Here is a 26,269-nt window from a genome sequence, read left to right on the forward strand (position 1 = left end):
ATTTGAAAACTAGACGTCTAAGTTGGCAACGTTTAACGCGTTAGTTTCAATAAACTCACGACGAGGTTCAACGTGATCACCCATCAAACACGTAAACAGTTGATCAGCAGCAACCGCATCTTCAATCATTACACGCAACATACGACGTGACTCTGGATCCATTGTCGTTTCCCACAATTGCTCAGGGTTCATTTCACCCAATCCTTTATAACGTTGAATGTATAAACCACGCTTAGCTTCGCTTATAGTCCAATCTAACGCTTCTAAGAAGCTATCCACTTCTTTAAGACGCTCACCACGTTGTACATAGCCGCCTTCTTCAATCATACCGTCTAAAGCAGCACCTAATTTAGCAATGCGCTGATAGTCTGTTGAGGTGAAGAAGTCATATCCAAATAAGTAACTGGTATCAATACCGTGCTTACGAATAATCACTTTTGGGGTATATACCTTACGCTCCGGATCAAGAATAACGTCAGCAGAGAAAATAATACCGCTGCTTTCACGTTCAACTAAATCATCGATAAAGGTTTTACACCACTCAGTCATTCTCGCTTCGTTACTTAACATCTCTAACGTGACTTCTGGATGATATAACATGCGATCAGTTAGGTTCATCGGGAAACGTTTTTCTAAACGTTTAATGATTTTTTCAACTTCACGATACTGAGTCACTAAACGCTCTAATGGCTCACCACTCATACCGAGTGCGCCTTGGCTTGGATAGATATGAGTGCCATCTAAAGCTTGAGTTGTTAGGTATTCAGTTAATGCTAACTCATCTTTTAAGTATTGTTCTTGTTTGCCTTTTTTAACTTTATACAAAGGTGGTTGGGCAATATATACATAACCACGTTCAATAAGTTCAGGCATTTGACGGAAGAAGAAGGTCAACAGCAAGGTACGAATGTGCGAGCCGTCGACGTCAGCATCGGTCATGATAACGATATTGTGGTAACGGGTTTTATCTGGATCGTATTCATCACGGCCAATACCACAACCAAGCGCAGTAATAAGCGTGGCCACTTCTTGTGAAGATAACATTTTGTCAAAACGGGCTTTTTCTACGTTTAAAATTTTACCTTTCAACGGCAGAATGGCCTGGTTTTTACGATTACGCCCCTGCTTAGCACTACCGCCAGCAGAGTCCCCTTCCACTATATATATTTCTGAAAGACCAGGATCTTTCTCTTGGCAATCAGCTAGTTTACCTGGCAAACCACCTAAATCTAATGCGCCTTTACGACGTGTCATTTCACGCGCTTTACGCGCAGCTTCACGCGCACGAGCTGCATCAACAATTTTACCGACAATCAACTTAGCATTAACTGGGTTTTCCAATAGGTAGTCATTCAACTTCTCACCCATGGTTTGTTCTACCGCGCTTTTCACTTCACTTGACACTAATTTATCTTTGGTCTGTGAGCTGAACTTTGGATCAGGCACTTTAACTGAAATAACCGCTGTTAAGCCTTCACGGGCATCATCACCTGTGGCACTGGTTTTGCCTTTTTTATTGAAGCCTTCACGCTCCATATAGGTATTCAAGTTACGCGTTAACGCACCTCTAAAACCGGCTAAGTGAGTACCACCATCACGTTGGGGGATATTATTGGTAAAACAGAAAATATTTTCTTGATAACCATCATTCCATTGCATAGCCACTTCAACGGTAATGCCGTCTTCACGCTCTTGCACAAAATGGAATACTTCTTTGTTAATAGGTGTCTTATTACGGTTTAAGTAATCGACGAACGCGCTAATACCGCCTTCGTATTTAAAGAACTCTTCTCTATTTTCACGCTCATCTACAAGGCGAATGCCAACGCCCGAGTTAAGGAAAGAGAGCTCGCGAACACGTTTAGCTAAAATATCGAAATGAAATTCTACATCGGTAAACGTTTCAGAGCTTGGCCAAAAACGAATTTCAGTACCGGTTTTAACTGCATCACCAATTTCGGTAATAGGTGAATCAGGTACACCATGAGTGTAGAACTGTTCATAAATCTTACCCGCACGACGAATAGTCAGCTGCAGTTTTTTTGATAACGCATTAACTACCGATACGCCCACACCGTGAAGGCCGCCAGAGACTTTATATGAGTTATCATCAAATTTACCACCAGCATGCAGTATAGTCATGATCACTTCAGCGGCAGAAACCCCTTCTTCTTCATGAATAGCAACCGGAATACCACGGCCATCATCTTTGACAGACACAGATCCATCGCTATGAATCATGATAGTAATGTCACTACAGTGACCGGCTAACGCTTCATCGATAGAGTTATCGACGACTTCGAATACCATGTGGTGAAGGCCCGTACCATCATCAGTATCACCAATATACATACCAGGGCGCTTACGTACTGCATCAAGGCCTTTTAGAACCTTAATACTCGAAGAATCGTAACTATTCTCTGACATATTTCTCTCTCGTTGTTATTCAATAACCGTTACTTGTCCGTCTTCAACATGAAATATCTTGTCGGGTGGACTTGTTAACGAATCGACTATTGCTGCAGGCTCGATTGCGGTGACAAATATTTGTGCGCCGGTTTCGGTTAACTGTTTCAACAATAGTTGCCTATGCTGTGCATCCAACTCTGACGGTAAATCGTCGACTAAATAAATGCTGTTTTTATTCAGTTGTTGTTTGAGCAACTTTCCCTGTGCAATACGCAGTGCACAGACTAATAATTTTAATTGACCACGGGATAACGCGTCCTGCACGGGCAAATTGCCTACCCGCAAACGTAAATCCGCTTTATGCGGGCCGCTTGCGGTATGTCCGGTAGCTAAATCTCTAGGATATTGGTTTTCTAATAATTGCGAAAAATCCGTTTTGCTATCCCATCCTCGGGTAAAGGAAACATTAATATTAACCTGAGGTAAAAACTCATTGATTATACCCTTTAGTAGCTCATTTAACGAGTCTACATAGTGATTTCGTATATCAGTGACCTGTTCAGCATACCGTACCAATTCCTTATCCCAAAACTGTATTTGAGAATAGGCAGTTTGATTTCTAAGAAGTTGATTTCTTTGCTTTAAAATACGTCTAGTGTTAACCCAGGCCTGGTAAAATTGCGGATCAGAATGAAACGCGCCCCAATCAATAAACTGCCGTCTGGCTTTTGGTCCTTCAAACAACAGTGAAAAACTTTCTGGGGTGATCACCTGAATAGGTAATGTTTCTGCTAATACCGATAACTTTTTAACTTTATCGCCATTAATTTTAACTTCTATTTCACCACTACGATGGCGGCGTAAACCAATTTTCGTTTGTTCTTCGTCATCGATAAGTTGGGCAAATAGCACTAAATTGTCGGCGTCAGTATTAATCACCCGTTGCGATAAGTGGCTACGAAAAGAACGCCCCATACCTAAAAAGAAAATAGCTTCAAGAATACTGGTTTTGCCACTGCCATTTTGGCCATAAATCAAATTTAACCCACTGCCAGTGCTAAGATTAGCAGACAAAATATTACGAAAAGAGTTAATGGTTAAACGGCTAAGATTCATGCAAACCTATGGGTCACTTTATGCGCTGAATTAAAGACAAAACAAGGTGCTTAAAGCACCTTGTTAACAATGGTTAATAGACTACCACAACGCCCTTATAGGCGCATTGGCATAACCACATACATAGAGTCTTCTTCAAGGTGATTCTCAATTAAAGCACTTGAGTTACCATCTATTAAGGTAATACGCACTTCATCACTGGCAAGGTTATTAAGAACATCCAGTAAATAGCTCACGTTGAAACCAATTTCTAAATTATCTGAATTATAATCAACATCAATTATCTCTTCGGCTTCTTCTTGCTCAGGATTATTAGCGGTAATTTTTAATAAACCAGGTTCAAGCTGAATACGTACACCGCGGAATTTCTCATTAGATAAAATAGAAGCTCTGGTTAACGCCTGTTTAAGTTGATTACGGCTGGCAATGACAATTTTATTGCCGCCTTTAGGTAACACTCTACGATAATCAGGGAAGCGGCCATCAACGAGTTTACTGGTAAATACTGCATTGGCCGTTACGGCACGAATAGCATTATCACCGATACTGATTGTAATATCTTGATCTTCACTATCCAATAAGCGCGACATTTCTACCACGCCTTTACGCGGGACAATAACTTGTTTTTCTGGCAGTGTTTGTTCAACTTGGCGGTGGCTTAGCGCTAAACGATGGCCATCTGTGGCAATCGATCGCAGCATGTTACCTTCAGTTTCAAATAATAAACCATTGAGATAATAACGCACATCTTGGTTAGCCATTGAAAACTGAGTTGAATCGATAATCGATTTCAACACACCTTGCTTTATACTAAATTCAATATCAGCCTGGAACGCTTCAACGTTAGGGTAATCTTCAGCCGGTAATGTGGCCAATGAAAAACGGCTACGACCAGAACGCAGTAACCATTTATTATCTTGTTGTTCAATATGCAGCTCTGATGAGTCAGGTAATGATTTAACAATATCTAACAGCTTTTTAGCTGGTACCGTTATACGCCCTGTAACAACATCACCGTGAATAGCGGCTTGACCAACTAGTTCAACTTCTAAATCTGTACCGGTTAACTTAAGTGAGTCTTCACTAACTTCAACAAGTAAATTGGCAAGAATGGGTAAGTTGTGTCTACGTTCCACGGCACCACAAACCAATTGCAATGGTTTTAACAGTGCATCCCTATCAATTGAAAATTTCATTGTGTCAGTATTCCCTGAATTAAGAAGAAAGCGTTCTTATTAAGTTGGCATAGTCTTCTTTAATGTCGTGACTTTCTTCGCGCAGCTGCGCAATCTTACGACAGGCATGCAGCACGGTTGTATGGTCTCGACCACCAAATGCATCACCTATTTCAGGTAAGCTATGGTTTGTGAGTTCTTTAGATAGCGCCATCGCCACTTGTCTTGGCCTTGCCACACTACGCGAGCAGCGTTTAGACAGCATATCTGCCATTTTTATTTTGTAGTATTCTGCCACTGTTTTCTGAATATTGTCTATCGTGACTAGCTTTTCTTGTAATGCTAAGAGATCACGTAATGCTTCACGGACAAAATCAATGGTAATTGGGCGGCCAGTGAAGTTAGCATTAGCAATAACACGGTTTAATGCCCCTTCTAGTTCACGTACGTTAGAACGTAAACGTTTAGCAATAAAGAACGCCACTTCATCGGGAAGGTTAATTCCGCTCTCTTGTGCTTTACGCATTAAAATCGCCACACGGGTTTCTAACTCTGGTGGCTCAATAGCTACTGTTAAGCCCCAACCAAAACGCGATTTTAAGCGATCTTCAACACCGTCAATCTCTTTAGGATAACGATCTGACGTCAAGATGATCTGATGATTGCCTTCCAATAACGCATTGAAGGTATGGAAAAATTCTTCTTGTGAACGATCTTTGTTAGCAAAAAATTGAATATCATCAATAAACAAAGCATCAACACTGCGATAGTAACGTTTGAATTCTTCTATAGCATTATTTTGTAATGCTTTAACCATGTCCTGAACAAAACGCTCAGAATGCATGTAAACCACTTTTGCATTTGGGTTATTTTTAATGATGCCATTACCGACAGCATGTAATAAGTGAGTTTTACCTAAACCTGTGCCGCCATATAAAAATAACGGGTTATAAGCGCCACCCGGATTTTCAGCAACTTGTAATGCGGCAGCTTTACCTAATTGGTTTGATTTACCTTCAACGAAGTTATCAAACTGATAAGTAGGGTTAATGTTACTACGATGGTTAGCATTGGCTACAGGGTCAGCTTGAGTGTTAAAGGTTGTGCCAACACGCGCCTTAGTCTGGTGACCACTTGGCTTTGCATAAACAGGGGCTGACACCACTGGAGTTTGGCGAGCTGAAGGACGACTACCAATATCAAAACGCAATTTAGGCGCATTACTGCCCATTTGCTCGGTAAAAAATTGATTAATGATATTAATGTACTTATCACGCACCCAATCTAATACGAATCTATTTGGAGCATAAAGAACTAACGTATCACCATCCATTTCAGCTTGTAACGGACGGATCCACATACTGAACTGCTGAGCCGATAATTCGTCTTGCAGCCTACCGATACATTGTTGCCAAAGTGAAACCGCCACTTATTTCTTCCCCAAAAATAGGTTAACAAAAGGAGATCTATTCTATAGTGAGATCAGGATGATCGCTATCGTTAATCTAATATTTATCCCCAAGGCGATCATTGTATGTGGATATCTTCGATCATTAAAGATCAAAGCCGATCTATTTTCTATCAAAATGATGCAAATCCCGCTTTATTAACCGATCCAGAATGATCTATAATGCGCATTCTTCGATCTGGTAATATAGTTTTAAAACCACTATATATTGTGTTGGTACACAGAGTTATCCACACAATATTGTGGTATTTAACAAATCTTAACGAAGGTTAATTGGCAGAAATTTATCATATAACCATTTTGGCTGTTGACGCTGAGAGTTAAAGTGATTACAATTCGGCCTCTTTTTTACCCTTACCTCTAATGTTGGAGATAAGGCAAATTCACTAACAAAGACGGATTGCCATCATGAGTAAACGTACTTTTCAACCTAGCAACCTGAAGCGCAAGCGTTCTCACGGCTTTCGCGCTCGTATGGCCACTGTAGGCGGCCGTAAGGTGCTTGCACGTCGTCGTGCGAAAGGTCGCGCTCGTTTGTCTGCTTAATTAAGTAGATAACTAGGTGACTAGCTATACCTTTACGCGGGAGTTACGTTTGCTAACTCCCGCGCAATTTAAATCTGTATTCTCCAATCCAATCAAAGCATCCTCTGCTGAAATAACTCTGCTCGCTGTTCCAAACCAAGAGCAACATCCCCGTTTAGGATTAACTGTTGCAAAACGTTTTGTTAAACGTGCTAATCAGCGTAATCGTATTAAACGTGTGATCAGAGATAGTTTTCGTTTACATCAACACGACATCCCCAACATAGATATCGTAGTATTGGTCAGAAATGGCGTGATGGAAATGGAAAATGCAGAACTACATAAATTAATAGAAAAGCTATGGCGCAAACTCAGTCGCCGTTACAATGGCTAGCAACTACGTTAATTCGTGGCTATCAACTTCTTATCAGCCCTATGATTGGACCGCGTTGTCGATTCAATCCAACATGTTCACATTATGCTATTGAAGCAATAAAAACACATGGAACGGCAAAAGGTAGTTGGTTTGCAATCAAACGCATATTAAAATGTCACCCTTTACATGCCGGCGGTAATGATCCCGTCCCCCCTAAAAATGACAGGTGTAATAAATAGGCTATGGAATCTCAACGCAATATATTGCTAATAGGTCTGCTGTTTGTCAGCTTTTTAATGTGGCAACAATGGCAAACAGATAAAACACCACAACCCGTCGCAATTGAATCATCAGTTGTAGCATCGACGGCAAATAATTCTCAAACATCTGATGTTCCAGATGCTGATACTTCACTACCGGAAGTGGTTAGCGCATCTAAAGAACTGATCACTATTACTACAGACCAATTAGTATTAAAAATTGATCCAGTAGGTGGCGATATTGTTTATTCAGCATTAGTTGGACACAGACTTGAAATAGATAAAGAAGAATCTTTTGTACTGCTTGAGCAAACAAAAGACATTTACTATATCGCCCAAAGCGGCTTAATTGGCCGTAATGGTATAGATAGCAGTGCAAAAGGTCGCGCGCACTATACTAGCCAGTCACAGCAATATACTTTAGCTGATGGCCAAGATAGTTTAGAAGTGCCACTCACTTTTGTTGCTGACAACGGCGTTACTTACACGAAAGTCTTTGTACTTCACCGTGGTAAATTTAGTATTGACGTTGATTACCGCATAAACAACACTTCAGCAGAACCACTGCAAGTTCAAATGTATGGTCAAATTAAGCACAGCATCAAAGAAAGCGAAAGCAGCATGATGATGCCAACTTATCGCGGTGCGGCTTTCTCAACTGCAGACACTCGTTATGAGAAATACAGCTTCGATGACATGGCTGACAAAAACCTAGACAAGAAAACATTAGGTGGTTGGGCTGCAATGCTTCAACACTACTTTGTGTCTGCTTGGGTGCCACCAGCTAATGATCAAAACACCATTTTTTCGAGCGTCAGTGCGGGTGGTTTGGCTAACATAGGCTTCCGTGGCGCGATATATGATATTGCACCAGGTGCTGAGCAAACGATTTCATCACAATTCTATGTGGGTCCTAAGGATCAAGAAGCATTATCTGCCATTTCTGAGTCACTGAACTTAGTGGTCGATTACGGTTTCCTTTGGTGGTTAGCCATTCCAATTCACTGGTTATTGATGTTCTATCAATCATTTGTGGGTAACTGGGGTATGGCGATTATTTTAATCACTCTTACAGTACGTGGTTTGTTATATCCACTCACCAAAGCACAGTACACCTCTATGGCTAGAATGCGTAACCTGCAGCCTAAACTAGCGGACATGAAAGAGCGCTTTGGTGATGACCGTCAAAAGATGGGTCAAGCTATGATGGAACTCTACAAGAAAGAAAAAGTAAATCCACTTGGTGGCTGTTTACCTATCCTTCTGCAAATGCCTATCTTCATTGCACTTTACTGGGTATTACTTGAAAGTTATGAATTGCGTCATGCGCCATTCATGCTATGGATTAACGATTTATCGGTACAAGATCCTTACTATGTACTTCCGTTATTAATGGGTGTGTCTATGTGGTTAATGCAAAAGATGCAACCAATGGCACCGACTATGGACCCTATGCAAGTTAAGATGATGCAGTGGATGCCAGTTATCTTTACTGTGTTCTTCCTATGGTTCCCAGCAGGTTTAGTTCTTTACTGGTTAGTGGGTAACTTAGTGGCCATTACCCAACAAAAAATTATTTATGCCGGACTTGATAAAAAAGGCTTAAAATAAGCCCAAGCTCTGCAGTAAACTAAATAGTTTGATAATAAAAAGGCGGCTTAATTGGCCGCCTTTTCCATTAATGATTTAGCAGGAAATAACCGTGACAACAGATACTATTGTGGCACAAGCTACCGCACCCGGTCGTGGTGGTGTAGGCATTATTCGCGTATCAGGTGACTTAGCTAGCACAGTGGCCACCACCATTATTGGCCATGTGCCAAAAACTCGTTATGCCGAATATTGTGACTTTAATAGTAGCGATGGTCTGGTTATCGACCAAGGTATCGCTTTGTTCTTTAAAGGGCCTAACTCATTTACCGGTGAAGATGTTTTAGAGCTACAAGGTCATGGCGGCCAAATAGTATTAGACATGCTAATAAAGCGTGTTATGGAAATTGACGGTATTCGTATTGCCAAACCGGGTGAGTTTAGTGAACAGGCCTTTTTAAATGACAAGCTTGATTTAACCCAGGCAGAAGCCATTGCTGACCTAATTGATGCAACCAGTGAACAGGCTGCTAAAAGTGCACTGCAATCACTTCAAGGTGAGTTTTCTAAGGAGGTTCATCAGTTAGTTGAACAAGTCACCAACCTGCGTTTATATGTCGAAGCGGCGATTGATTTTCCCGATGAGGAAGTCGACTTTTTATCCGATGGCAAAATTGCCAGTGCGTTATATAAAATCATCGATAAACTAGACACTGTTCAAGCCAGTGCTAAGCAAGGGTCCATTATTCGCGAAGGCATGAAAGTGGTTATTGCAGGTCGCCCTAATGCCGGTAAATCAAGTTTACTCAATGCACTAGCTGGAAAAGAGTCAGCCATTGTTACCGAAATTGCTGGCACTACCCGTGATGTATTACGTGAGCATATTCACCTTGATGGCATGCCACTGCATATCATCGATACTGCGGGTTTACGTGATACCACAGATACCGTTGAGCAAATAGGTATTGAACGTGCCTGGGCTGAAATAGCCACCGCTGACAGAGTGTTGTTTATGGTTGATGGCACCACAACCGATGCCATTAATCCACATGATATTTGGCCAGACTTTATTGACCGCTTGCCACCAAGATTAGGTATTACCGTTATTCGTAATAAAGCGGACTTAACTGGCGAACCGTTAACAATGTCGGAAGAACAGGGTTATGACGTCTACCGTATATCTGCTAAAACGGGTTTAGGAATTGAAGATCTTAAGCAGCATCTAAAATCGTTAATGGGTTATCAAAGTAATTTAGAAGGCGGATTTATTGCCCGTCGTCGTCATTTAGAAGCCTTAGATTTAGCTGCAAGCCATTTAATGCTGGGTAAAGAACAACTTGAAGTGTATTTAGCTGGTGAATTACTCGCAGAAGAGTTACGTATGTGCCAGATGGCATTATCAGAAATAACCGGTAAATTTACCTCCGATGACTTGCTAGGCAAAATATTCGGCTCATTCTGTATTGGTAAGTAGTGTATAGGTAATAAGTGAATATGCTGTTAGCTAATAATGTCATCGTACTCGATTTTGAAACCACCGGCTTATCACCTGATAACGGTGACAGGGCGATAGAAATAGGCGCGGTAAAGATTGTTGACGGTGTCATTATTGATACCTTCCAGTCTTTAATCAACCCAGGCAGAAGAGTGAATGCCTTTATTGAACAATATACTGGGATCACTAATGCTATGTTACGTGATGCACCAAGCTGTCAGGTAGTTATGGATAAATTTGCAGACTTTATTGGTGACTTTAATTTGGTTGCTCACAATGCCAGTTTTGATAAAAAATTTCTAGATGCTGAATTTGCTTTATGCAAGCGACGCTATTCAGGACAATTTGCGTGCTCATTATTGTTATCACGCCGCATAAGCCAACAGGCACCGAACCATAAACTAGCTACTTTAGTGGAATATCATCAACTGCCAACCGATGGATTATTCCATCGCGCATTAGCAGATGCCACAATGACAGCACATTTATGGTTGCATCAATTAACATTACTTAGTGATAAATCGCCAGGTATTGATTTAGCTTTTGATACCGTCAATAACATTACTCGAATGCCCAGAGCTCAAATTAATCGATATTTAACCCATTTATAAACGATTAAAACCATTAATTAAGGTAATTTGTCAGCCAACATATCGACTAATAAACGCACTTTGGCAGATAAATGCCTATTTTGCGGATACAAGGCCCAAATACCTTCTTTTGCCTGTTGATACTGACCCAGTAACACCGTCAGTTGGCCCAGTGCTATTGCCTCATTGACGTAATAACCGGGTAATTGCACAACTCCCATGCCCCTTATAGCCGCATCTAATAACGTCATGCCACTGCTACATTGCAAACGTCCCTGCACTTTAATGACTTTCTCTTTACCCTGCTCATCAAAGTGCCAATGGCTATTAGTGCCAATTAAACAATCATGTTGATTTAAATCGGTTAAATTTTCAGGCACACCGTATTGCTTAAGATAAGCAGGCGAAGCGCAAACATATTGGCGACGGCTACTGAGCCGTTTAGCAATTAAGCTCGAATCAGCCAAACGCCCTAATCGAATAGCCAAATCATAACTGCCATCTACCAAATCCAGCTGTTTATTGGTTAATTCACAAATAACTTCAACTTGTGGATATTGCGCCATAAAATCTACCACAATAGGCATAACAAACCGTTCACCATAAGTGACTGGTGCTGTCATTCTAATAAGCCCTTGTGGAGAATGCTGCAAACTAGAAATAGCCCGTTCAGCCTCTTCTAGCCCATCCAACACTTGACGACAATGGCGAAAATATATCGCGCCTTCTTCAGTAAGAGATACTTTACGTGTAGTACGATAGAATAATTTTATTGCGAGCCTATTCTCAAGTTGGCTCACTTGGCGACTCACCTGTGCGGTGGAAATACCTAAACGGCTAGCGGCTTGAGTAAAGCTTTCTGTTTGAGCAACAGCGACAAACTCAACCACTCCATCCCATGGCATCATTATTACATCCTCGTAAAAGTAATTTGTAAAATAAGCTTATTATCATCTTACAGAAAACAATTACAATAGTTTAATCATCTACACTGTGTAGAGCGCTTTTTTGTTAACCTAGCTAAAGTAACCTTAAACAGGAATAACCACATGTCAGCACAATTTATAAAATCTAAAGCCGCCGTTGCTTGGGGACCAGGTCAGCCATTAAAAGTGGAAGAAGTAGACGTAATGTACCCAAAAGCGGGTGAAGTGATGGTCCGCATTGTGGCATCAGGTGTTTGTCATACAGATGCCTTCACATTATCAGGAGATGATCCTGAAGGTGTATTTCCGGCTATTTTAGGACATGAAGGTGGCGGCGTAGTCCACATGGTAGGTGAAGGCGTTACCAGTGTTAAAGTGGGTGATCACGTAATTCCACTGTATACCGCTGAGTGTGGCAAGTGTAAATTTTGTACTTCAGGTAAAACCAATTTATGTAGCGCCGTTCGTGCAACTCAAGGTAAAGGTCTAATGCCTGACGGCACTACACGTTTCTTTAAAGACGGTGAACCTATTTTTCATTATATGGGCTGTTCAACATTTTCTGAATACACAGTATTACCGGAAATATCTTTAGCCAAAGTAAACCCTATAGCACCACTTGAAGAAGTATGTTTACTCGGTTGTGGTGTCACTACAGGGATAGGTGCTGTACTTAAAACAGCGAAAGTACAAAAAGGTGATACGGTTGCTATTTTTGGTCTAGGTGGTATTGGTTTATCGGCAATTATTGGCGCAACCATGGCCGGTGCAAGCAGAATTATTGGCATAGACTTAAACGAATCTAAGTTCGAGTTAGCTAAAAAGCTGGGTGCAACTGACTGCATTAATCCTAAAAACTTTGATAAACCCATTCAAGATGTGATTGTTGAAATGACTGACGGCGGCGTTGATTTCTCATTCGAATGTATTGGTAACGTCAACGTAATGCGCAGCGCATTAGAATGTTGTCATAAAGGTTGGGGTGAGTCTGTCGTGATTGGGGTAGCAGGCGCAGGCCAAGAAATATCAACCCGTCCATTCCAATTAGTTACTGGCCGAGTATGGCGTGGTAGTGCATTTGGTGGTGTAAAAGGACGCAGTGAATTACCCGGAATTGTTGAGCAATATCTCGCAGGCGAATTTAAACTAGACCAGTTTATTACCCACACAATGGGACTTGAAGGAATTAATGATGCATTTGATCTTATGCACAAAGGAGAAAGTATTCGCAGTGTAATTCACTTTAATAAGTGATTTTAATCGGCACTATCTAGCTATAATAAACAGACTAATAACACTATCTACTTTAGTGTTATTAGGTTTTCTTGCAAGTAACAGCAAAAAGGAACCAAGATGCCTATTGAACAAGTGAGCTCTACTAAAGTATTTAATGGCTGGCATAAACAGTTTAGTCATCAATCAACCAGCACACATTGTAGTATGCGTTTTGCTATTTTTTTGCCGCCACAAGCACAAACAAAAAAAGTCCCCGTACTTTATTGGTTATCAGGATTAACCTGCACCGATGAAAACTTTATGCAAAAAGCAGGTGCACTTAAACTTGCTGCAGAACTCGGTTTTGCTATTGTTTGTCCTGATACCAGCCCCCGCGGTGATGAAGTTCCTGACGATAGTAAAGGAGCATATGATTTTGGCTTAGGTGCAGGCTTTTATGTTAATGCAAGTCAAGCACCATTCAATCAACACTATCAGATGTATGATTATGTCGTTGATGAGTTACCTGCCATTATTGAAGCTAACTTTCCCGTCACAAAACAACGTGCAATTAGCGGCCATTCTATGGGAGGCCATGGTGCACTGCTTATCGCCTTTAGTAATCTTGCCAGATACAGTAGCGTGTCAGCATTCAGTCCAATTTGTCATCCCATAAGTAGTCCTTGGGGCCAAAAAGCTTTCAAAGGTTATTTGGGAGAAGATGAAAGTACCTGGCTTGAATATGACAGCTGTGAGCGACTAAAAACGTTAACAGATGTAAAAGCGTATATTCCTGCGCTGGTGGATCAGGGTAGTGATGATAACTTTTTAGCTGAACAACTTAACCCACAAGCCTTAAAAGATGCCGCTAAACATATTAATTACCCGTTAACCTTACGTATGCAAGAAGGTTATGATCACAGTTATTATTTCATTTCCAGTTTTATTGAAGAACACCTTCGATTTCACGCTAAATATTTTTAACCAGTAAACCCACTTATACAAATGAAAAAGGAATGCAGATGCATTCCTTTTTTAAGTTATAAAATAAATATACCCAATTAATTTAGCTGATTAACTTTTAACTTAGCAAAGTATTTAACCGAAGCAGCCTTAACTTTAGGTGCAAGTAAAATAGCTGATGTCATTGTTGGAATAGCCATTAATGCGTACGCAGCATCAATAATATTAACAATTTCTTGAAGACTAGCAGTTGCTGCAAACAAAATGGCCAATAAATAAAAGTATTGATAATAGCGTATTTTGCTACGACCAAATAGAAATGCAAAACATTGACCACCATAAAAAGCCTGAGTAAAAATGGTACTAATACTGAAAAACACCACACATAAAATCAATAAATAAGGTCCAACACCAGGCATAGTTATACTAAATGCCTGAGCAGATAAATTAACCCCTTCAGCTTCTGTTCCCTGCCAAACCCCAGATATTAATATAATCATCGCCGTAGCAGTACACACCATTAGGGTGTCAATAGCAGGACCAAGCATAGCCACTAAGCCTTCTTTTACTGGCTCGTTAGTTTTAGCACAACCATGGGCCATCACTTCAGTTCCAATACCGGCCTCGTTAGAAAAAGCCGCTCGGCGAATACCGATTAACATAGTGCCTAAAATCCCTCCTCCAACCGAATTTAATGAGAAAGCTTCGGTGAAAATTAATGCAAAATACCCAGGTATTTCATTTAGATGAGTGGCTATAACGTAGAAAGCACAACCCATATAGATCAAAATCATCAAAGGAACCACTTTAGATGCAACCGTTGCAATTCGCTTGATCCCACCCAAAATGACGCTAGCAACAATTAACATCACTACGATCCCAAGGCCAAGATCCAACATAAAAGTCGATTCATTTGCAGGAAAATAGCCCGGCTTAACGATCAACCATTCACGAATGATCTGCACTAATTGATTAGAATTAAATAATGGAAAATTACCGACTAATCCTACAACACAAAAAAATACCGCTAAAAAGTGCCATTTTTTAGAAAGTCCTTGGGTGATAATGTACATAGGTCCGCCCTGTACATCCCCATTTTCATCTTTTCCACGGTACATAATAGCTAAGGTACAAGTAAAAAATTTAGTTGCCATCCCCACTATGGCACTGATCCACATCCAAAAAATAGCACCAGGTCCCCCCACCATAATAGCCACAGCCACACTCCCTATGTTGCCCATACCTACAGTACCGGCCATCGCACTGGATAAGGCTCCCGCATGACTAATATGGCCCTCTGCACCATCATCAGGATGTTTACCACGCAAAATACTAATTGCATGACCTATATATCTAAATGGCACAAACCGAGAGTAAATCAGGAAGAATAATCCACCTCCCACGAGTAAAATGAGCATATGTGGGCCCCAGGCAATATCGGCAAATTGCTGAGTAAGTTCAACTAAAGTCATTATTTATGTTACACAATTGTAAGAAGATTAATCTAAAACTACTGAGTCTCCCTAAAAGGTGCAATGAATAAATTGCATAAATCAGGCAAAATGAATAAATATCTCGAACATTATTTGGAGTTAACATGGCAAAAATAGCACTATTAGTAGGCACAACGTTAGGCGGCAGTGAGTATATTGCCGATGATTTAGCCGCTCAGCTCGTTGAAATAGGCCATCAAACAAGCGTTATGCTGGAGCCAAATATAGATAATTTGAGCGAATATCCACTATGGATTTTAGTTTGTTCTACTCATGGAGCAGGTGATCTACCCGATAATATCCAGCCATTTTATCAACAATTAATGCTAAAAATGCCGGATCTGAAACAATATAAGTTTGCTTTATGCGCTATTGGCGATTCAAGTTACGATACTTTTTGTCAGGGGCCAGAATTACTGATTAGCTTATTTGAAGCCGCTGGAGCAAAAGCCATTGTGGATAAGATCCAAATTGATATACAACGCGATCCTATCCCAGAAGAGCCCGCCTTATCATGGTTATCTAACTGGCAAGAGCTGATCATTTAGATCTATTAACACTTTTTATGGGTGTAATAGATCAATAACCCACAATTTAGTTCCAGTTTATCCACAAAAAACTAATTTTATTTATAAGTATGTGGATAAACTATTAATTTATACGATCATAACCCTGTACTGTTCACACCCCGATCTTGATCAAGATCCCCCTTGTGGATAACTATGCGATCTATCCCCAGCTTATCTTGGGTTTGATCGCTAAATGATCACAGGATTAGGATCTTGTAAGCCTATAATATTAATAAAAAATTAGCGTTACCCACAGATTTCATCGATCCTAATAATAAACATAATAAGAAGATCTATATAAAGATCTTAAGATCTATTAGTCAAACCACATTAGATCGAACAGGTAAAAATGATCTTTCACCAAGTGCCCTTCAAATGCTAAAATGATCCGCTCAATTTGAACTCGACTAAAACTCGACAATTTTTTTAACCCATTTTTTTAAATTAGTTAACGTAGGTTGCAAATGCATTTTCATGAACGGTTTGATGTAATTGTTGTTGGTGGTGGTCATGCCGGAACTGAAGCCGCACTCGCCGCTGCAAGAATGGGATCAAAAACCCTATTACTCACGCACAATATCGATACTCTAGGACAAATGTCCTGTAACCCAGCAATCGGTGGTATCGGAAAAGGTCATTTGGTCAAAGAAATTGACGCTTTGGGCGGTTCAATGGCAATAGCAACTGACTTTGCAGGAATTCAATTTAGAACATTAAATTCCAGCAAAGGACCAGCGGTTCGAGCTACTCGGGCACAAGCTGACAGAGCTTTGTATCGTCAAAAAATTCAACACATTCTTCAAAATCAAGCTAACTTGCGAATATTCCAACAAGCTGTAGATGACGTTGTTGTTGAAAATAATAGAATTATTGGTGTTGTTACTCAAATGGGATTAGCATTTGAAGCACCAAGTGTTGTGTTAACAACAGGCACTTTTTTAAGCGGTAAAATTCACATTGGCATGCAAAACTACAGCGGTGGTAGAGCAGGTGATCCACCAGCTATCGCACTAGCAAATCGTTTACGTGAATTACCAATCCGTGTCGGACGATTAAAAACAGGTACACCACCTCGTATTGATGCAAACACTATTGATTTTAATCAAATGACAGAACAAAAAGGCGATACACCATTGCCAGTAATGTCATTTATTGGTGATGTTAGTCAGCATCCTAGACAAGTATCTTGTTATATCACCCACACCAATGAAAAGACCCACGATATTATTCGTGGTGGTTTAGACAGAAGTCCAATGTATTCAGGGGTTATCGAAGGTATTGGTCCAAGATATTGTCCATCCATTGAAGATAAAATACATCGCTTTGCAGATAAATCATCACATCAGATATTTATCGAGCCAGAAAGGCCTAAGTACGAATGAAATTTATCCAAATGGTATTTCAACCAGTTTGCCATTTGATGTACAGCTTAATTTAGTTCGTTCGATTAAAGGCATGGAAAATGCTGAAATTATGCGACCAGGTTATGCTATTGAATATGATTATTTTGATCCAAGGGATCTTAAAAATTCACTAGAAACAAAAGCGATCGCTGGATTATTCTTTGCAGGGCAAATTAACGGTACAACAGGATACGAAGAAGCTGCTGCACAGGGCTTACTTGCAGGAATGAATGCTAGTTTACAGGTGCAAGGTAAAGAAAGCTGGTGTCCACGCCGTGATGAAGCTTATCTTGGTGTTTTAGTTGATGATTTATCAACTTTAGGCACCAAAGAACCGTACCGTATGTTCACCAGTCGTGCAGAGTATCGATTATTACTGCGTGAAGATAATGCTGACTTACGTTTGACTGAAAAAGGCCGTGAATTAGGATTAGTCGATGATGATCGCTGGGCTAAATTCACTGAAAAACGTGAATCGATCGAATTGGAATTGCAGCGTCTTCGTGGCCAATGGGTTCACCCAAATTCACCTTTGCTAGATGTATTAAATCCAGAGTTAAATACACCTATATCACGTGAAGCTTCTTTTGAGGACTTATTACGTCGACCAGAAATGGACTACTCTAAGTTAATGTCTTTAGAAGGATTTGGCCCTGGACTTGAAGATCCACAAGCAGCAGAACAAGTACAAATTCAAGTTAAATATTCAGGTTATATACAACGTCAGCAAGGCGAAATAGATAAAGCTATTCGTCATGAAAGTTCATTGTTGCCGTTAGATTTGGATTATCAAGAAGTACCCGGTTTATCCAATGAGGTTATTGCAAAATTAAACAACCATAAACCTGATACAGTTGGTCAAGCATCGCGTATATCGGGGATAACCCCAGCAGCAATATCCATTTTATTGGTACATTTGAAAAAACGTGGCTTATTGAGAAAAACTGCATAAATTCAACTAAACCGATTAAACTCAATCATAAGGGGAGCCATAAGGCTTCCCTTAGTGCTTTTACGGCTTCATAATACCGAAGCTCATCGATAAAAAATTAAAGAGGCGTTATTTGTGCTAGCAGCTCAACTTAGTGATTATTTAGCTGAAATAAACATATCAGCGACAGAATTACAACAAAAACAACTTGTTGGCTTTGTTGAAATGCTCAACAAATGGAATAAAGCCTATAATTTAACTTCGGTTAGATTACCTGAACAAATGTTAATCCGTCATGTGATGGACAGTTTAGTGGTATCCCCTTATCTTGAGGGCCAACGATTTATTGATGTTGGAACCGGCCCGGGTTTACCTGGGATCCCACTTGCGATCTTAAATCCGGATAAAGAATTTGTCTTACTAGACAGTTTAGGTAAACGTATCCGTTTTCAAAAACAGGTTCAATTCGAGTTAAAGATTAACAATTTCAGCTCTATTGAAAGCAGAGTAGAAGCTTATCATCCCAAAGATAAATTTGATGGTGTGTTAAGCAGAGCATTTGCTTCTATTACCGACATGTTGAACTGGTGTCACCATTTACCTAAAGAAGGTGGATTATTCTACGCATTAAAAGGTCAATTGACCGAAGCTGAAATAGCCGCAATACCTGCTGAGTTTAAGCTGATTGAAACCATCGTTTTACAAGTACCAAAGCTTGATGAACAGCGACATTTATTAAAATTGGTAAAAATGTAATACTCACTAGCAGATATACGTATACCGGACATCAATAATTACAACAGGATAATATTGTGGGTAAAATCATTGCCGTAGCCAACCAAAAAGGTGGCGTAGGAAAAACAACAACTTGCGTAAATTTAGCCGCATCACTTGCCGCCACAAAGCGTAAAGTGTTGTTGATTGATTTAGATCCACAAGGTAATGCCACTATGGGCAGTGGTGTTGACAAATATGAAGTCGAAAACACCGCCTATGAGTTACTGGTAGAAGAAAAACCGTTCGATGAAATGGTGATAAGAAATACCGTAGGTAAATATGATCTCATTGCTGGCAATGGAGATGTTACCGCTGCAGAGATCAAATTAATGGAATTTTACGCTCGTGAAATTCGCTTACGTAATGCACTGGCCCCGATTAAAGATCAATACGATTTTATTTTTATTGATTGTCCGCCATCACTCAATATGTTGACCGTAAATGCCATGTCAGCAGCTGATTCAGTATTAGTACCTATGCAATGTGAATATTATGCCCTTGAAGGACTCACCGCATTAATTGATACCATCACAAAATTAGGCGCTATGGTTAATCCGGCCCTAAAAATAGAAGGGATCCTTCGTACTATGTACGACCCCCGTAATCGATTATCTAACGATGTATCTGATCAACTAAAACAACATTTTGGTGAAAAAGTTTATCGTACCGTGATCCCGAGAAATATTCGTTTAGCTGAAGCACCAAGTTTTGGCGCACCTGCCATGTATTATGATAAGAGCAGTGCCGGAGCTAAAGCATATTTAGCCTTAGCAGGCGAAATTATTCGCCGTGCAGAGCAGCAAACAACCATTAAACAAGCGTAGGATGAGATAATGACGGTAAAAAAACGCGGTTTAGGTAAAGGCTTGGATGCCCTACTAAGCCATAGCAATGCGGCAAGTCGACAATCAGATATTCAGCAAAATAGTGTCAATCAACAGGATAATGAGCTGATACATCTTGATCTGGATTTATTGCAACCGGGCAAATATCAACCTCGTAAAGATATGTCACCTGAAGCGCTAGAAGAATTAGCTGAATCTATTCGCTCACAAGGGATTATTCAGCCCATTGTTGTGCGTAAAGTATCAGAATTTAAATATGAAATTATTGCCGGTGAACGTCGTTGGCGTGCAGCTCAAATCGCAAAGCTGAATAAAGTGCCATGTTTAGTTAAACAAGTGGCTGATGAAGCTGCTGTAGCGATTGCCTTAATTGAGAATATTCAGCGTGAAGACCTCAATGCAATGGAAGAAGCCATAGCATTACAGCGCCTATTGACTGAATTTGAACTCACCCATCAACAAGTGGCCGATGCCGTAGGCAAGTCACGTGCATCAGTATCTAATTTGTTGCGTTTAAACAGTCTTAATGAGCCGGTAAAGCGTTTATTAGAAAATGGCGATATAGATATGGGCCATGCCCGTGCCTTACTTGCTATTGAAGGTGATGAGCAAACTAACCTTGCCAGATTAGTCGCATCGAAAGAAATGACTGTTCGTGAAACAGAACGATTAGTAAATAAAGCGATAAATCCTGCTAAACCTCCTGAAACTATGCCTAAAGATCATGATGTAAGCCGTTTAGAGCAACAGTTAATTGAAAGATTAGGTGCTAAAGTTGCAATTAATCATGGCAGTAAAGGAAAGGGTAAAATTGTAATAAATTATCAAAATCTTGCTGAATTAGACGGTATTTTGAGTAAAATTCACTAATTTTTAACAATAAACCACATCATCAATAAGTTTGTGATGCAGCTATCTATTTTTGTTTTTGCAGTTCTTGATGCAAATCACCTTTAAAATAGCTGTTTTACGCTTATCAAAGTTGCAAACAAAATGCGAAAAGGTATACTTTGCAGGCTTTTTGTAAGTTAAGGCTGGGTTAATAAAGTTAATTTAGACTGCAACTCGCAAAAAGCACGAATGCGGAGAGAAAAATTTGACTAATGTTTTAGCGCGTCGTGGCCGGTCTTCAGCCTATAAAATGGTGATATTTCAGGCGGCGGTTGTTGGGGCAACATCAATTTTACTTTTCGCTCTGTGGGGTGTTCAGTATGGTCTTTCTGCTTTGGCGGGAGGTCTCATTGCTGTACTGCCCAATTTTGTATTCGCAACCCTAGCCTTTTCCCATGCGGGGGCAAGTGCGTCAGGAAAAGTCGTTCAATCGTTTTTTCTGGGGGAAGCGGTAAAGTTACTGCTAACCATAGTATTGTTTGCTATTGCGTTTGGTTTGTTAGATATGGTGTTCGCACCTTTATTTGCAACCTATGCTTTAGGTCTTATAGTGCCATGGACAGTCCCTTTATACTTCAAGCAAAATTAAGTGAGATTAATCATGGCGACAACTGGTGAAGCATTAAACGCTTCCGAGTATATCCAGCATCACCTGACTAATGCGAAAATGTGTTCTGCCGATGGCGGAGTTGCTTTTAACTATGCATGTCAAGATGCCGGGTTTTGGACTTGGCACATTGACTCACTTTTGTTTTCAGTTGGCCTTGGGATCTTGTTTTTGTGGTTATTCCGCAAAGCAGGAAAAAAAGCAACCACTGGTGTTCCAGGTAAATTTCAATGTTTCGTTGAAATGTGCGTGGAAGGTGTTGATAAAATAGCAAAAGATTCATTTAATGGTCGTAATGCTGTTATTGCACCGTTAGGTCTAACTATATTCGTCTGGATTTTCCTGATGAACTTAATGGACTTAATTCCGGTTGATTTTATACCTGAAGCCGCAAACAGATTATTAGGTGTTCCTTACCTTAAAATTGTACCTACCACCGATTTAAACGTCACTTTAGGTATGTCCTTAAGTGTGTTTGTGTTGATTGTGTTTTACAGTATTAAAGTTAAGGGTATTGGCGGTTTCACTAAGGAACTAACATTACAACCTTTCAATCATTGGTTATTGATTCCAGTAAACTTAGTTTTGGAAACTGTCACCTTGATTGCGAAGCCTATTTCATTAGCGCTTCGTCTGTTTGGTAACCTGTATGCAGGTGAGTTGATCTTTATTCTGATAGCACTTATGCCTTGGTGGGCTCAGTTCGCACTTTCAGTGCCTTGGGCTATATTCCATATTTTGGTTATTGTGCTGCAGGCCTTTATTTTCATGATGCTGACGATTGTTTATCTAAGCATGGCTCATGAAGAACATTAATTTAGAAATTGATAATTAGACATTTATCGGAGATAAAATGGAAACTGTAATTGGTTTTACGGCAATCGCTGTTGCTATCATGATTGGCCTAGCTGCATTAGGTACAGCAATCGGATTCGCAATCTTAGGTGGTAAGTTCTTAGAAGCTTCTGCACGTCAACCTGAGCTAGCGCCAGCGTTACAAACTAAGATGTTCATCGTAGCGGGTCTACTTGATGCGATCTCTATGATTGCGGTTGGTGTTGCATTATTCTTCGTATTCGCGAACCCATTCTTAGCTCAACTTGGCTAATTTAGCACCCTGTAAGGAGTTGACGTTATGAGTATTAACGCTACCCTGCTAGGCCAAGCAATATCTTTTGCGCTCTTTGTGTGGTTCTGCATGAAGTTTGTATGGCCGCCGTTGATGAATGCTATCGAAGAGCGCCAGAAGAAAATTGCTGATGGTCTGGCCGATGCCGGCCGTGCTGCAAAAGATCTAGAGTTAGCTCAAGCGAAAGCCACTGAGCAACTTAAAGATGCTAAGGCAACTGCCAACGAAATTATTGAGCAAGCTAACAAGCGAAAAGCTCAAATCGTTGAAGAAGCAAAGGCTGAAGCAGATGCTGAGCGAGCTAAAATTGTCGCTCAGGGTAAAGCAGAAATTGAGAACGAACGTAATCGCGTGAAAGATGACTTGCGTAAGCAAGTAGCGGCTCTAGCCATCATTGGTGCAGAGAAGATTCTTGAGCGTTCGATTGACCCAGCAGCCCACAGCGACATAGTTAATAAACTAGTTGCTGAAATTTGATTAAGGAGTTGAGTAATGGCTGAATTAAGCACCATCGCTCGTCCTTACGCAAAGGCAGCTTTTGATTTTGCAGTTGAACATAAAGCGGTAGATAGTTGGACAGAAATGTTAACTTTCGCGTCATTGGTAAGTGTAAACGAATCAATAAAGCCACTGCTTAATGGCACTCTAGCCAGTGCTGAACTTGCTTCACTCTTTATTAAAGTATGTGGAGAACAAGTCAACGAGCAAGGTCAAAACCTGATAAAGGTAATGGCTGAAAACGGTCGTTTAGCGATACTGCCTTCTGTATCGCTGATTTTTGCTGAATACCGAAATGAGTGGGCGAAAGAAGTTGAGGCCGATGTGGTTTCTGCTTTCGAGTTAAACTCTGAGCAACAGCAGCAAATTAGTGTTTCTTTAGAGAAACGTCTCGCACGCAAAGTTAAGCTGAATTGCAGTATTGATACATCGCTAATCGGCGGTGTGATTATTAAATCAGGCGACCTAGTCATTGATGGCTCGGTAAGCGGTAAGTTATCGCGTCTGTCTGATAAGCTGCAGTCGTAATTGGGAGTTTTAGCATGCAACTGAATTCCACTGAAATCAGCGATCTGATTAAACAGCGGATCGAGCAGTTCAACGTCGTTAGTGAAGCTCGCAACGAAGGTACAATCGTTGCAGTAAGTGACGGCATCATTCGCATTAACGGCCTTGCCGATGTAATGCAAGGTGAAATGATCGAACTGCCTGGTGGCTGTTTTGCAATCGCGTTGAACTTAGAACGTGATTCTGTCGGCGCTGTAGTGATGGGGCCTTATGCTAGTTTAGCAGAAGGCGATAAAGTTAGAACCACTGGTCGTATTCTTGAAGTACCAGTTGGTCGTGGTCTACTTGGTCGCGTTGTTAACACACTGGGTGAGCCTATTGACGGAAAAGGACCTGTCGACAACGATGGTTTCTCTCCTGTTGAAGTAATTGCTCCTGGTGTTATTGAACGTAAGTCAGTATCGCAACCAGTTCAAACAGGTTATAAAGCCGTTGATTCTATGATCCCTATTGGTCGTGGACAACGTGAATTGATCATTGGTGACCGTCAGACTGGTAAAACAGCGATGGCAATCGATGCAATTATCAACCAGAAAGATTCAGGCATTAAGTGTGTCTATGTTGCTGTTGGTCAGAAAGCCTCTACCATAGCCAACGTAGTACGTAAACTTGAAGAACATGGCGCATTAGCAAACACTATCGTTGTAGTTGCATCTGCTTCAGAAACAGCTGCACTGCAATTTTTGGCGCCATATTCTGGTTGTTCTATGGGTGAATACTTCCGTGACCGCGGTGAAGATTCTTTAATCGTATATGATGATTTGTCTAAGCAAGCAGTTGCTTACCGTCAGATTTCATTACTATTGAAGCGTCCACCAGGACGTGAAGCATACCCAGGTGACGTTTTCTATCTACACTCTCGTTTATTAGAGCGTGCTTCACGCGTAAACGAAAATTATGTAGAGAAATTTACTAAAGGTGCAGTAACAGGTAAAACCGGTTCTTTAACTGCGTTACCTATTATTGAAACCCAAGCTGGTGACGTATCAGCGTTCGTACCGACTAACGTAATTTCGATTACCGATGGTCAGATCTTCCTTGAAACTGACTTGTTTAACTCAGGACTTCGTCCAGCAGTTAACCCAGGTATTTCTGTTTCTCGTGTTGGTGGTGCAGCGCAGACTAAGATCATCAAGAAACTGTCTGGTGGTATTCGTACCGCACTTGCACAGTATCGTGAGCTTGCAGCGTTCTCACAGTTCGCATCTGATTTAGATGAAGCAACTCGTGCTCAACTTGAGCATGGTGAGCGTGTAACCGAATTAATGAAGCAAAAGCAATATGCACCAATGAGTGTTGCCGCCCAGTCTGTGTCTATTTTTGCAGCTGAAAAAGGCTTCCTTAAAAGTGTTGCTTTAAATGAAATCGGTCGCTTTGAAGCCGCTCTGCTTTCATACATGAACAGTCAACATGCTGACCTTATGAACACCATCAATGCTACTGGCGATTATAACGCTGATATCGAAGGTGAGTTAAAGGCAGGCATGGACAAGTTCATTGAAACCCAAACCTGGTAACAATGAACGGGGTGTCCATGGGCACCTCAGGTCCCAGATTGGAGAGTAGAGATGGCTAACGCTAAAGAGATTAAAACCAAGATCGCGAGTATCAAAAATACTCAGAAGATCACTTCCGCTATGGAGATGGTAGCCGCCAGCAAAATGCGTAAAGCGCAGGAACGCATGGCAGCAAGCCGTCCATATGCTGAAAATATGCGTAAAGTGATCGGTCACGTAGCGCAAGGTACTCTCGAATTTAAACATCCAATGTTAGAAGTTCGAGATGCTAAGCGGGTTGGTTACATTGTTGTAGCAACCGACCGTGGTCTTTGTGGTGGTTTGAATACCAACTTATTTAAAAAGGTTGTGACAGACATTAAAAAATGGAAAGAACAAGGCGCAGAAGTTGAGTTTTGCCCAATTGGTGCCCGTTCTGTTCAGTTTTTTAAAAGCTTTGGTGGTCAAATTTCCGCCCATGCATCAGGTTTAGGCGACGCGCCCAAACTTGCTGATTTGATTGGCACTGTACGTGTCATGTTAAAAGCTTACAACGAAGGCAAACTGGACCGTCTGTACATTGTGTTTAACAAGTTTGTTAATACAATGACCCAGACTCCTGTGATCGAGCAACTGCTACCTTTACCTAAATCAGATGAAGAAGTAGCTAGTTATCCTTGGGATTATATTTACGAGCCAGATCCAAAAGAAATTTTGGAAACACTGCTAACTCGTTATATAGAATCACAAGTATATCAAGGTGTTGTTGAAAATATTGCCTCTGAACAGTCTGCCCGTATGGTAGCAATGAAAGCGGCAACAGATAACGCTGGCGACATGATCGATGGTTTACAACTCGTCTATAACAAGGCCCGTCAGGCTGCTATTACGCAAGAACTGTCGGAAATTGTATCAGGCGCTGCAGCGGTTTAGGTTTAGGTAACGAAATCAAGTT

25 protein-coding genes and 1 pseudogene are annotated in these 26,269 nt (G+C 40.7%); 20 read left to right on the forward strand and 6 right to left on the reverse strand.

What is annotated here, in order from left to right; translation table 11 throughout:
• Positions 1–9 precede the first annotated feature (9 nt).
• From gyrB to dnaA, 4 genes are all read right to left on the reverse strand, one after another.
• A complete protein-coding gene (gyrB, locus tag ACRWQN_RS01520; RefSeq protein ID WP_434939556.1) occupies positions 10–2,427 on the reverse strand; it encodes a DNA topoisomerase (ATP-hydrolyzing) subunit B in 2,418 nt (805 codons plus the stop codon).
• A gap of 15 nt (positions 2,428–2,442) precedes the next feature.
• Positions 2,443–3,525, reverse strand: a complete 1,083-nt coding sequence (gene recF, locus ACRWQN_RS01525; protein WP_434939557.1) for a DNA replication/repair protein RecF — start codon at positions 3,523–3,525, stop codon at positions 2,443–2,445.
• A gap of 95 nt (positions 3,526–3,620) precedes the next feature.
• The gene (gene dnaN / locus ACRWQN_RS01530; protein WP_434939558.1) at positions 3,621–4,721 is read right to left on the reverse strand and encodes a DNA polymerase III subunit beta; all 1,101 of its coding nucleotides are present in this window, start codon (positions 4,719–4,721) and stop codon (positions 3,621–3,623) included.
• A gap of 19 nt (positions 4,722–4,740) precedes the next feature.
• Positions 4,741–6,129: a chromosomal replication initiator protein DnaA gene (dnaA, locus tag ACRWQN_RS01535; RefSeq protein WP_434939560.1), complete on the reverse strand. Its 1,389-nt coding sequence runs from the start codon at positions 6,127–6,129 to the stop codon at positions 4,741–4,743.
• Positions 6,130–6,576: 447 nt separating this feature from the next.
• On the opposite strand from dnaA, the gene rpmH reads away from it, so the two are divergent.
• The 6 genes from rpmH to ACRWQN_RS01565 all read left to right on the forward strand — a co-directional run bounded on the left by rpmH (position 6,577) and on the right by ACRWQN_RS01565 (position 11,025).
• Positions 6,577–6,714 (forward strand): 50S ribosomal protein L34, encoded by a 138-nt coding sequence (gene rpmH, locus ACRWQN_RS01540; RefSeq protein WP_006083827.1) that lies wholly within the window; start codon positions 6,577–6,579, stop codon positions 6,712–6,714.
• 16 nt (positions 6,715–6,730) lie between these two features.
• Positions 6,731–7,087, forward strand: a complete 357-nt coding sequence (gene rnpA, locus ACRWQN_RS01545) for a ribonuclease P protein component (RefSeq protein ID WP_434927673.1) — start codon at positions 6,731–6,733, stop codon at positions 7,085–7,087.
• Positions 7,054–7,308, forward strand: a complete 255-nt coding sequence (yidD, locus tag ACRWQN_RS01550; RefSeq protein WP_434930821.1) for a membrane protein insertion efficiency factor YidD — start codon at positions 7,054–7,056, stop codon at positions 7,306–7,308. The genes rnpA and yidD overlap by 34 nt, the downstream gene beginning before the upstream one ends.
• 3 nt (positions 7,309–7,311) lie before the next feature.
• Positions 7,312–8,940, forward strand: coding sequence for a membrane protein insertase YidC (gene yidC, locus ACRWQN_RS01555; RefSeq protein WP_434939561.1), 1,629 nt, complete (start codon positions 7,312–7,314; stop codon positions 8,938–8,940).
• A gap of 91 nt (positions 8,941–9,031) precedes the next feature.
• Positions 9,032–10,393, forward strand: coding sequence for a tRNA uridine-5-carboxymethylaminomethyl(34) synthesis GTPase MnmE (mnmE, locus tag ACRWQN_RS01560; protein ID WP_434927676.1), 1,362 nt, complete (start codon positions 9,032–9,034; stop codon positions 10,391–10,393).
• A gap of 20 nt (positions 10,394–10,413) precedes the next feature.
• Positions 10,414–11,025, forward strand: coding sequence for a 3'-5' exonuclease (locus ACRWQN_RS01565; protein WP_434928904.1), 612 nt, complete (start codon positions 10,414–10,416; stop codon positions 11,023–11,025).
• A gap of 17 nt (positions 11,026–11,042) precedes the next feature.
• Here the strand turns inward: ACRWQN_RS01565 and ACRWQN_RS01570 are convergent, their stop codons facing one another.
• Entirely contained in the window at positions 11,043–11,912 is an 870-nt protein-coding gene (locus tag ACRWQN_RS01570; protein WP_434927677.1) for a LysR substrate-binding domain-containing protein, read from the reverse strand.
• A 141-nt stretch (positions 11,913–12,053) separates the two neighbouring features.
• Between ACRWQN_RS01570 and ACRWQN_RS01575 the strand changes: the two genes are divergently transcribed.
• Both ACRWQN_RS01575 and fghA read left to right on the forward strand, forming a co-directional pair.
• On the forward strand, positions 12,054–13,184 hold the full coding sequence (locus ACRWQN_RS01575) for an S-(hydroxymethyl)glutathione dehydrogenase/class III alcohol dehydrogenase (protein WP_226412246.1): 1,131 nt from the start codon (positions 12,054–12,056) through the stop codon (positions 13,182–13,184).
• Positions 13,185–13,283: 99 nt separating this feature from the next.
• A complete protein-coding gene (fghA, locus tag ACRWQN_RS01580) occupies positions 13,284–14,129 on the forward strand; it encodes an S-formylglutathione hydrolase (protein ID WP_434939562.1) in 846 nt (281 codons plus the stop codon).
• A 77-nt stretch (positions 14,130–14,206) separates the two neighbouring features.
• Here the strand turns inward: fghA and ACRWQN_RS01585 are convergent, their stop codons facing one another.
• The gene (locus tag ACRWQN_RS01585; protein WP_434939563.1) at positions 14,207–15,580 is read right to left on the reverse strand and encodes an alanine/glycine:cation symporter family protein; all 1,374 of its coding nucleotides are present in this window, start codon (positions 15,578–15,580) and stop codon (positions 14,207–14,209) included.
• 125 nt (positions 15,581–15,705) lie between these two features.
• Here ACRWQN_RS01585 and mioC point away from each other — a divergent pair, with 125 nt between their 5' ends.
• The 12 genes and pseudogenes from mioC to atpG all read left to right on the forward strand — a co-directional run bounded on the left by mioC (position 15,706) and on the right by atpG (position 26,247).
• Entirely contained in the window at positions 15,706–16,149 is a 444-nt protein-coding gene (gene mioC, locus ACRWQN_RS01590) for an FMN-binding protein MioC (protein ID WP_434939564.1), read from the forward strand.
• 531 nt (positions 16,150–16,680) lie between these two features.
• Positions 16,681–18,525, forward strand: a pseudogene (gene mnmG, locus ACRWQN_RS01595) (tRNA uridine-5-carboxymethylaminomethyl(34) synthesis enzyme MnmG); the annotation flags it as partial.
• Positions 18,526–18,639: 114 nt separating this feature from the next.
• The gene (rsmG, locus tag ACRWQN_RS01600) at positions 18,640–19,260 is read left to right on the forward strand and encodes a 16S rRNA (guanine(527)-N(7))-methyltransferase RsmG (protein ID WP_434927682.1); all 621 of its coding nucleotides are present in this window, start codon (positions 18,640–18,642) and stop codon (positions 19,258–19,260) included.
• A gap of 56 nt (positions 19,261–19,316) precedes the next feature.
• Positions 19,317–20,105 (forward strand): ParA family protein, encoded by a 789-nt coding sequence (locus ACRWQN_RS01605; RefSeq protein WP_226412236.1) that lies wholly within the window; start codon positions 19,317–19,319, stop codon positions 20,103–20,105.
• Positions 20,106–20,114: 9 nt separating this feature from the next.
• Positions 20,115–20,996, forward strand: coding sequence for a ParB/RepB/Spo0J family partition protein (locus tag ACRWQN_RS01610; RefSeq protein ID WP_434927683.1), 882 nt, complete (start codon positions 20,115–20,117; stop codon positions 20,994–20,996).
• A 226-nt stretch (positions 20,997–21,222) separates the two neighbouring features.
• Positions 21,223–21,606: an ATP synthase subunit I gene (locus ACRWQN_RS01615; protein ID WP_434927684.1), complete on the forward strand. Its 384-nt coding sequence runs from the start codon at positions 21,223–21,225 to the stop codon at positions 21,604–21,606.
• A gap of 12 nt (positions 21,607–21,618) precedes the next feature.
• Entirely contained in the window at positions 21,619–22,440 is an 822-nt protein-coding gene (gene atpB, locus ACRWQN_RS01620; protein ID WP_434927685.1) for a F0F1 ATP synthase subunit A, read from the forward strand.
• A 37-nt stretch (positions 22,441–22,477) separates the two neighbouring features.
• Positions 22,478–22,732 (forward strand): F0F1 ATP synthase subunit C, encoded by a 255-nt coding sequence (atpE, locus tag ACRWQN_RS01625; RefSeq protein ID WP_188843213.1) that lies wholly within the window; start codon positions 22,478–22,480, stop codon positions 22,730–22,732.
• A gap of 27 nt (positions 22,733–22,759) precedes the next feature.
• Complete coding sequence (atpF, locus tag ACRWQN_RS01630; protein ID WP_188843211.1) at positions 22,760–23,230, forward strand: F0F1 ATP synthase subunit B; 471 nt, start codon at positions 22,760–22,762, stop codon at positions 23,228–23,230.
• Between the two features lie 15 nt (positions 23,231–23,245).
• On the forward strand, positions 23,246–23,779 hold the full coding sequence (gene atpH / locus ACRWQN_RS01635; protein ID WP_434927686.1) for a F0F1 ATP synthase subunit delta: 534 nt from the start codon (positions 23,246–23,248) through the stop codon (positions 23,777–23,779).
• A 14-nt stretch (positions 23,780–23,793) separates the two neighbouring features.
• On the forward strand, positions 23,794–25,335 hold the full coding sequence (gene atpA / locus ACRWQN_RS01640) for a F0F1 ATP synthase subunit alpha (RefSeq protein WP_434927687.1): 1,542 nt from the start codon (positions 23,794–23,796) through the stop codon (positions 25,333–25,335).
• Positions 25,336–25,386: 51 nt separating this feature from the next.
• Complete coding sequence (atpG, locus tag ACRWQN_RS01645; protein ID WP_226412220.1) at positions 25,387–26,247, forward strand: F0F1 ATP synthase subunit gamma; 861 nt, start codon at positions 25,387–25,389, stop codon at positions 26,245–26,247.
• The last annotated feature ends 22 nt before the right edge of the window (positions 26,248–26,269 follow it).

This window comes from Shewanella sp. HL-SH8 (genome assembly GCF_051165765.1).
In the GTDB taxonomy this organism is placed as follows: Bacteria; Pseudomonadota; Gammaproteobacteria; order Enterobacterales; family Shewanellaceae; genus Shewanella; species Shewanella glacialimarina.

What these genes read in the sequence shown, in the direction of transcription:
- atpA (WP_434927687.1), top strand. Translation starts at nt 23,794, where the DNA reads ATGCAACTGAATTCCACTGAAATCAGCGATCTGATTAAACAGCGGATC.
- mioC (WP_434939564.1), top strand. Translation starts at nt 15,706, where the DNA reads ATGGCAAAAATAGCACTATTAGTAGGCACAACGTTAGGCGGCAGTGAG.
- atpB (WP_434927685.1), top strand. Translation starts at nt 21,619, where the DNA reads ATGGCGACAACTGGTGAAGCATTAAACGCTTCCGAGTATATCCAGCAT.
- ACRWQN_RS01585 (WP_434939563.1), bottom strand. Translation starts at nt 15,580, where the DNA reads ATGACTTTAGTTGAACTTACTCAGCAATTTGCCGATATTGCCTGGGGC.
- atpF (WP_188843211.1), top strand. Translation starts at nt 22,760, where the DNA reads ATGAGTATTAACGCTACCCTGCTAGGCCAAGCAATATCTTTTGCGCTC.
- ACRWQN_RS01575 (WP_226412246.1), top strand. Translation starts at nt 12,054, where the DNA reads ATGTCAGCACAATTTATAAAATCTAAAGCCGCCGTTGCTTGGGGACCA.
- ACRWQN_RS01565 (WP_434928904.1), top strand. Translation starts at nt 10,414, where the DNA reads ATGCTGTTAGCTAATAATGTCATCGTACTCGATTTTGAAACCACCGGC.
- dnaN (WP_434939558.1), bottom strand. Translation starts at nt 4,721, where the DNA reads ATGAAATTTTCAATTGATAGGGATGCACTGTTAAAACCATTGCAATTG.
- atpH (WP_434927686.1), top strand. Translation starts at nt 23,246, where the DNA reads ATGGCTGAATTAAGCACCATCGCTCGTCCTTACGCAAAGGCAGCTTTT.
- recF (WP_434939557.1), bottom strand. Translation starts at nt 3,525, where the DNA reads ATGAATCTTAGCCGTTTAACCATTAACTCTTTTCGTAATATTTTGTCT.
- gyrB (WP_434939556.1), bottom strand. Translation starts at nt 2,427, where the DNA reads ATGTCAGAGAATAGTTACGATTCTTCGAGTATTAAGGTTCTAAAAGGC.
- yidC (WP_434939561.1), top strand. Translation starts at nt 7,312, where the DNA reads ATGGAATCTCAACGCAATATATTGCTAATAGGTCTGCTGTTTGTCAGC.
- atpE (WP_188843213.1), top strand. Translation starts at nt 22,478, where the DNA reads ATGGAAACTGTAATTGGTTTTACGGCAATCGCTGTTGCTATCATGATT.
- yidD (WP_434930821.1), top strand. Translation starts at nt 7,054, where the DNA reads ATGGCGCAAACTCAGTCGCCGTTACAATGGCTAGCAACTACGTTAATT.
- atpG (WP_226412220.1), top strand. Translation starts at nt 25,387, where the DNA reads ATGGCTAACGCTAAAGAGATTAAAACCAAGATCGCGAGTATCAAAAAT.
- rpmH (WP_006083827.1), top strand. Translation starts at nt 6,577, where the DNA reads ATGAGTAAACGTACTTTTCAACCTAGCAACCTGAAGCGCAAGCGTTCT.
- ACRWQN_RS01570 (WP_434927677.1), bottom strand. Translation starts at nt 11,912, where the DNA reads ATGATGCCATGGGATGGAGTGGTTGAGTTTGTCGCTGTTGCTCAAACA.
- fghA (WP_434939562.1), top strand. Translation starts at nt 13,284, where the DNA reads ATGCCTATTGAACAAGTGAGCTCTACTAAAGTATTTAATGGCTGGCAT.
- ACRWQN_RS01610 (WP_434927683.1), top strand. Translation starts at nt 20,115, where the DNA reads ATGACGGTAAAAAAACGCGGTTTAGGTAAAGGCTTGGATGCCCTACTA.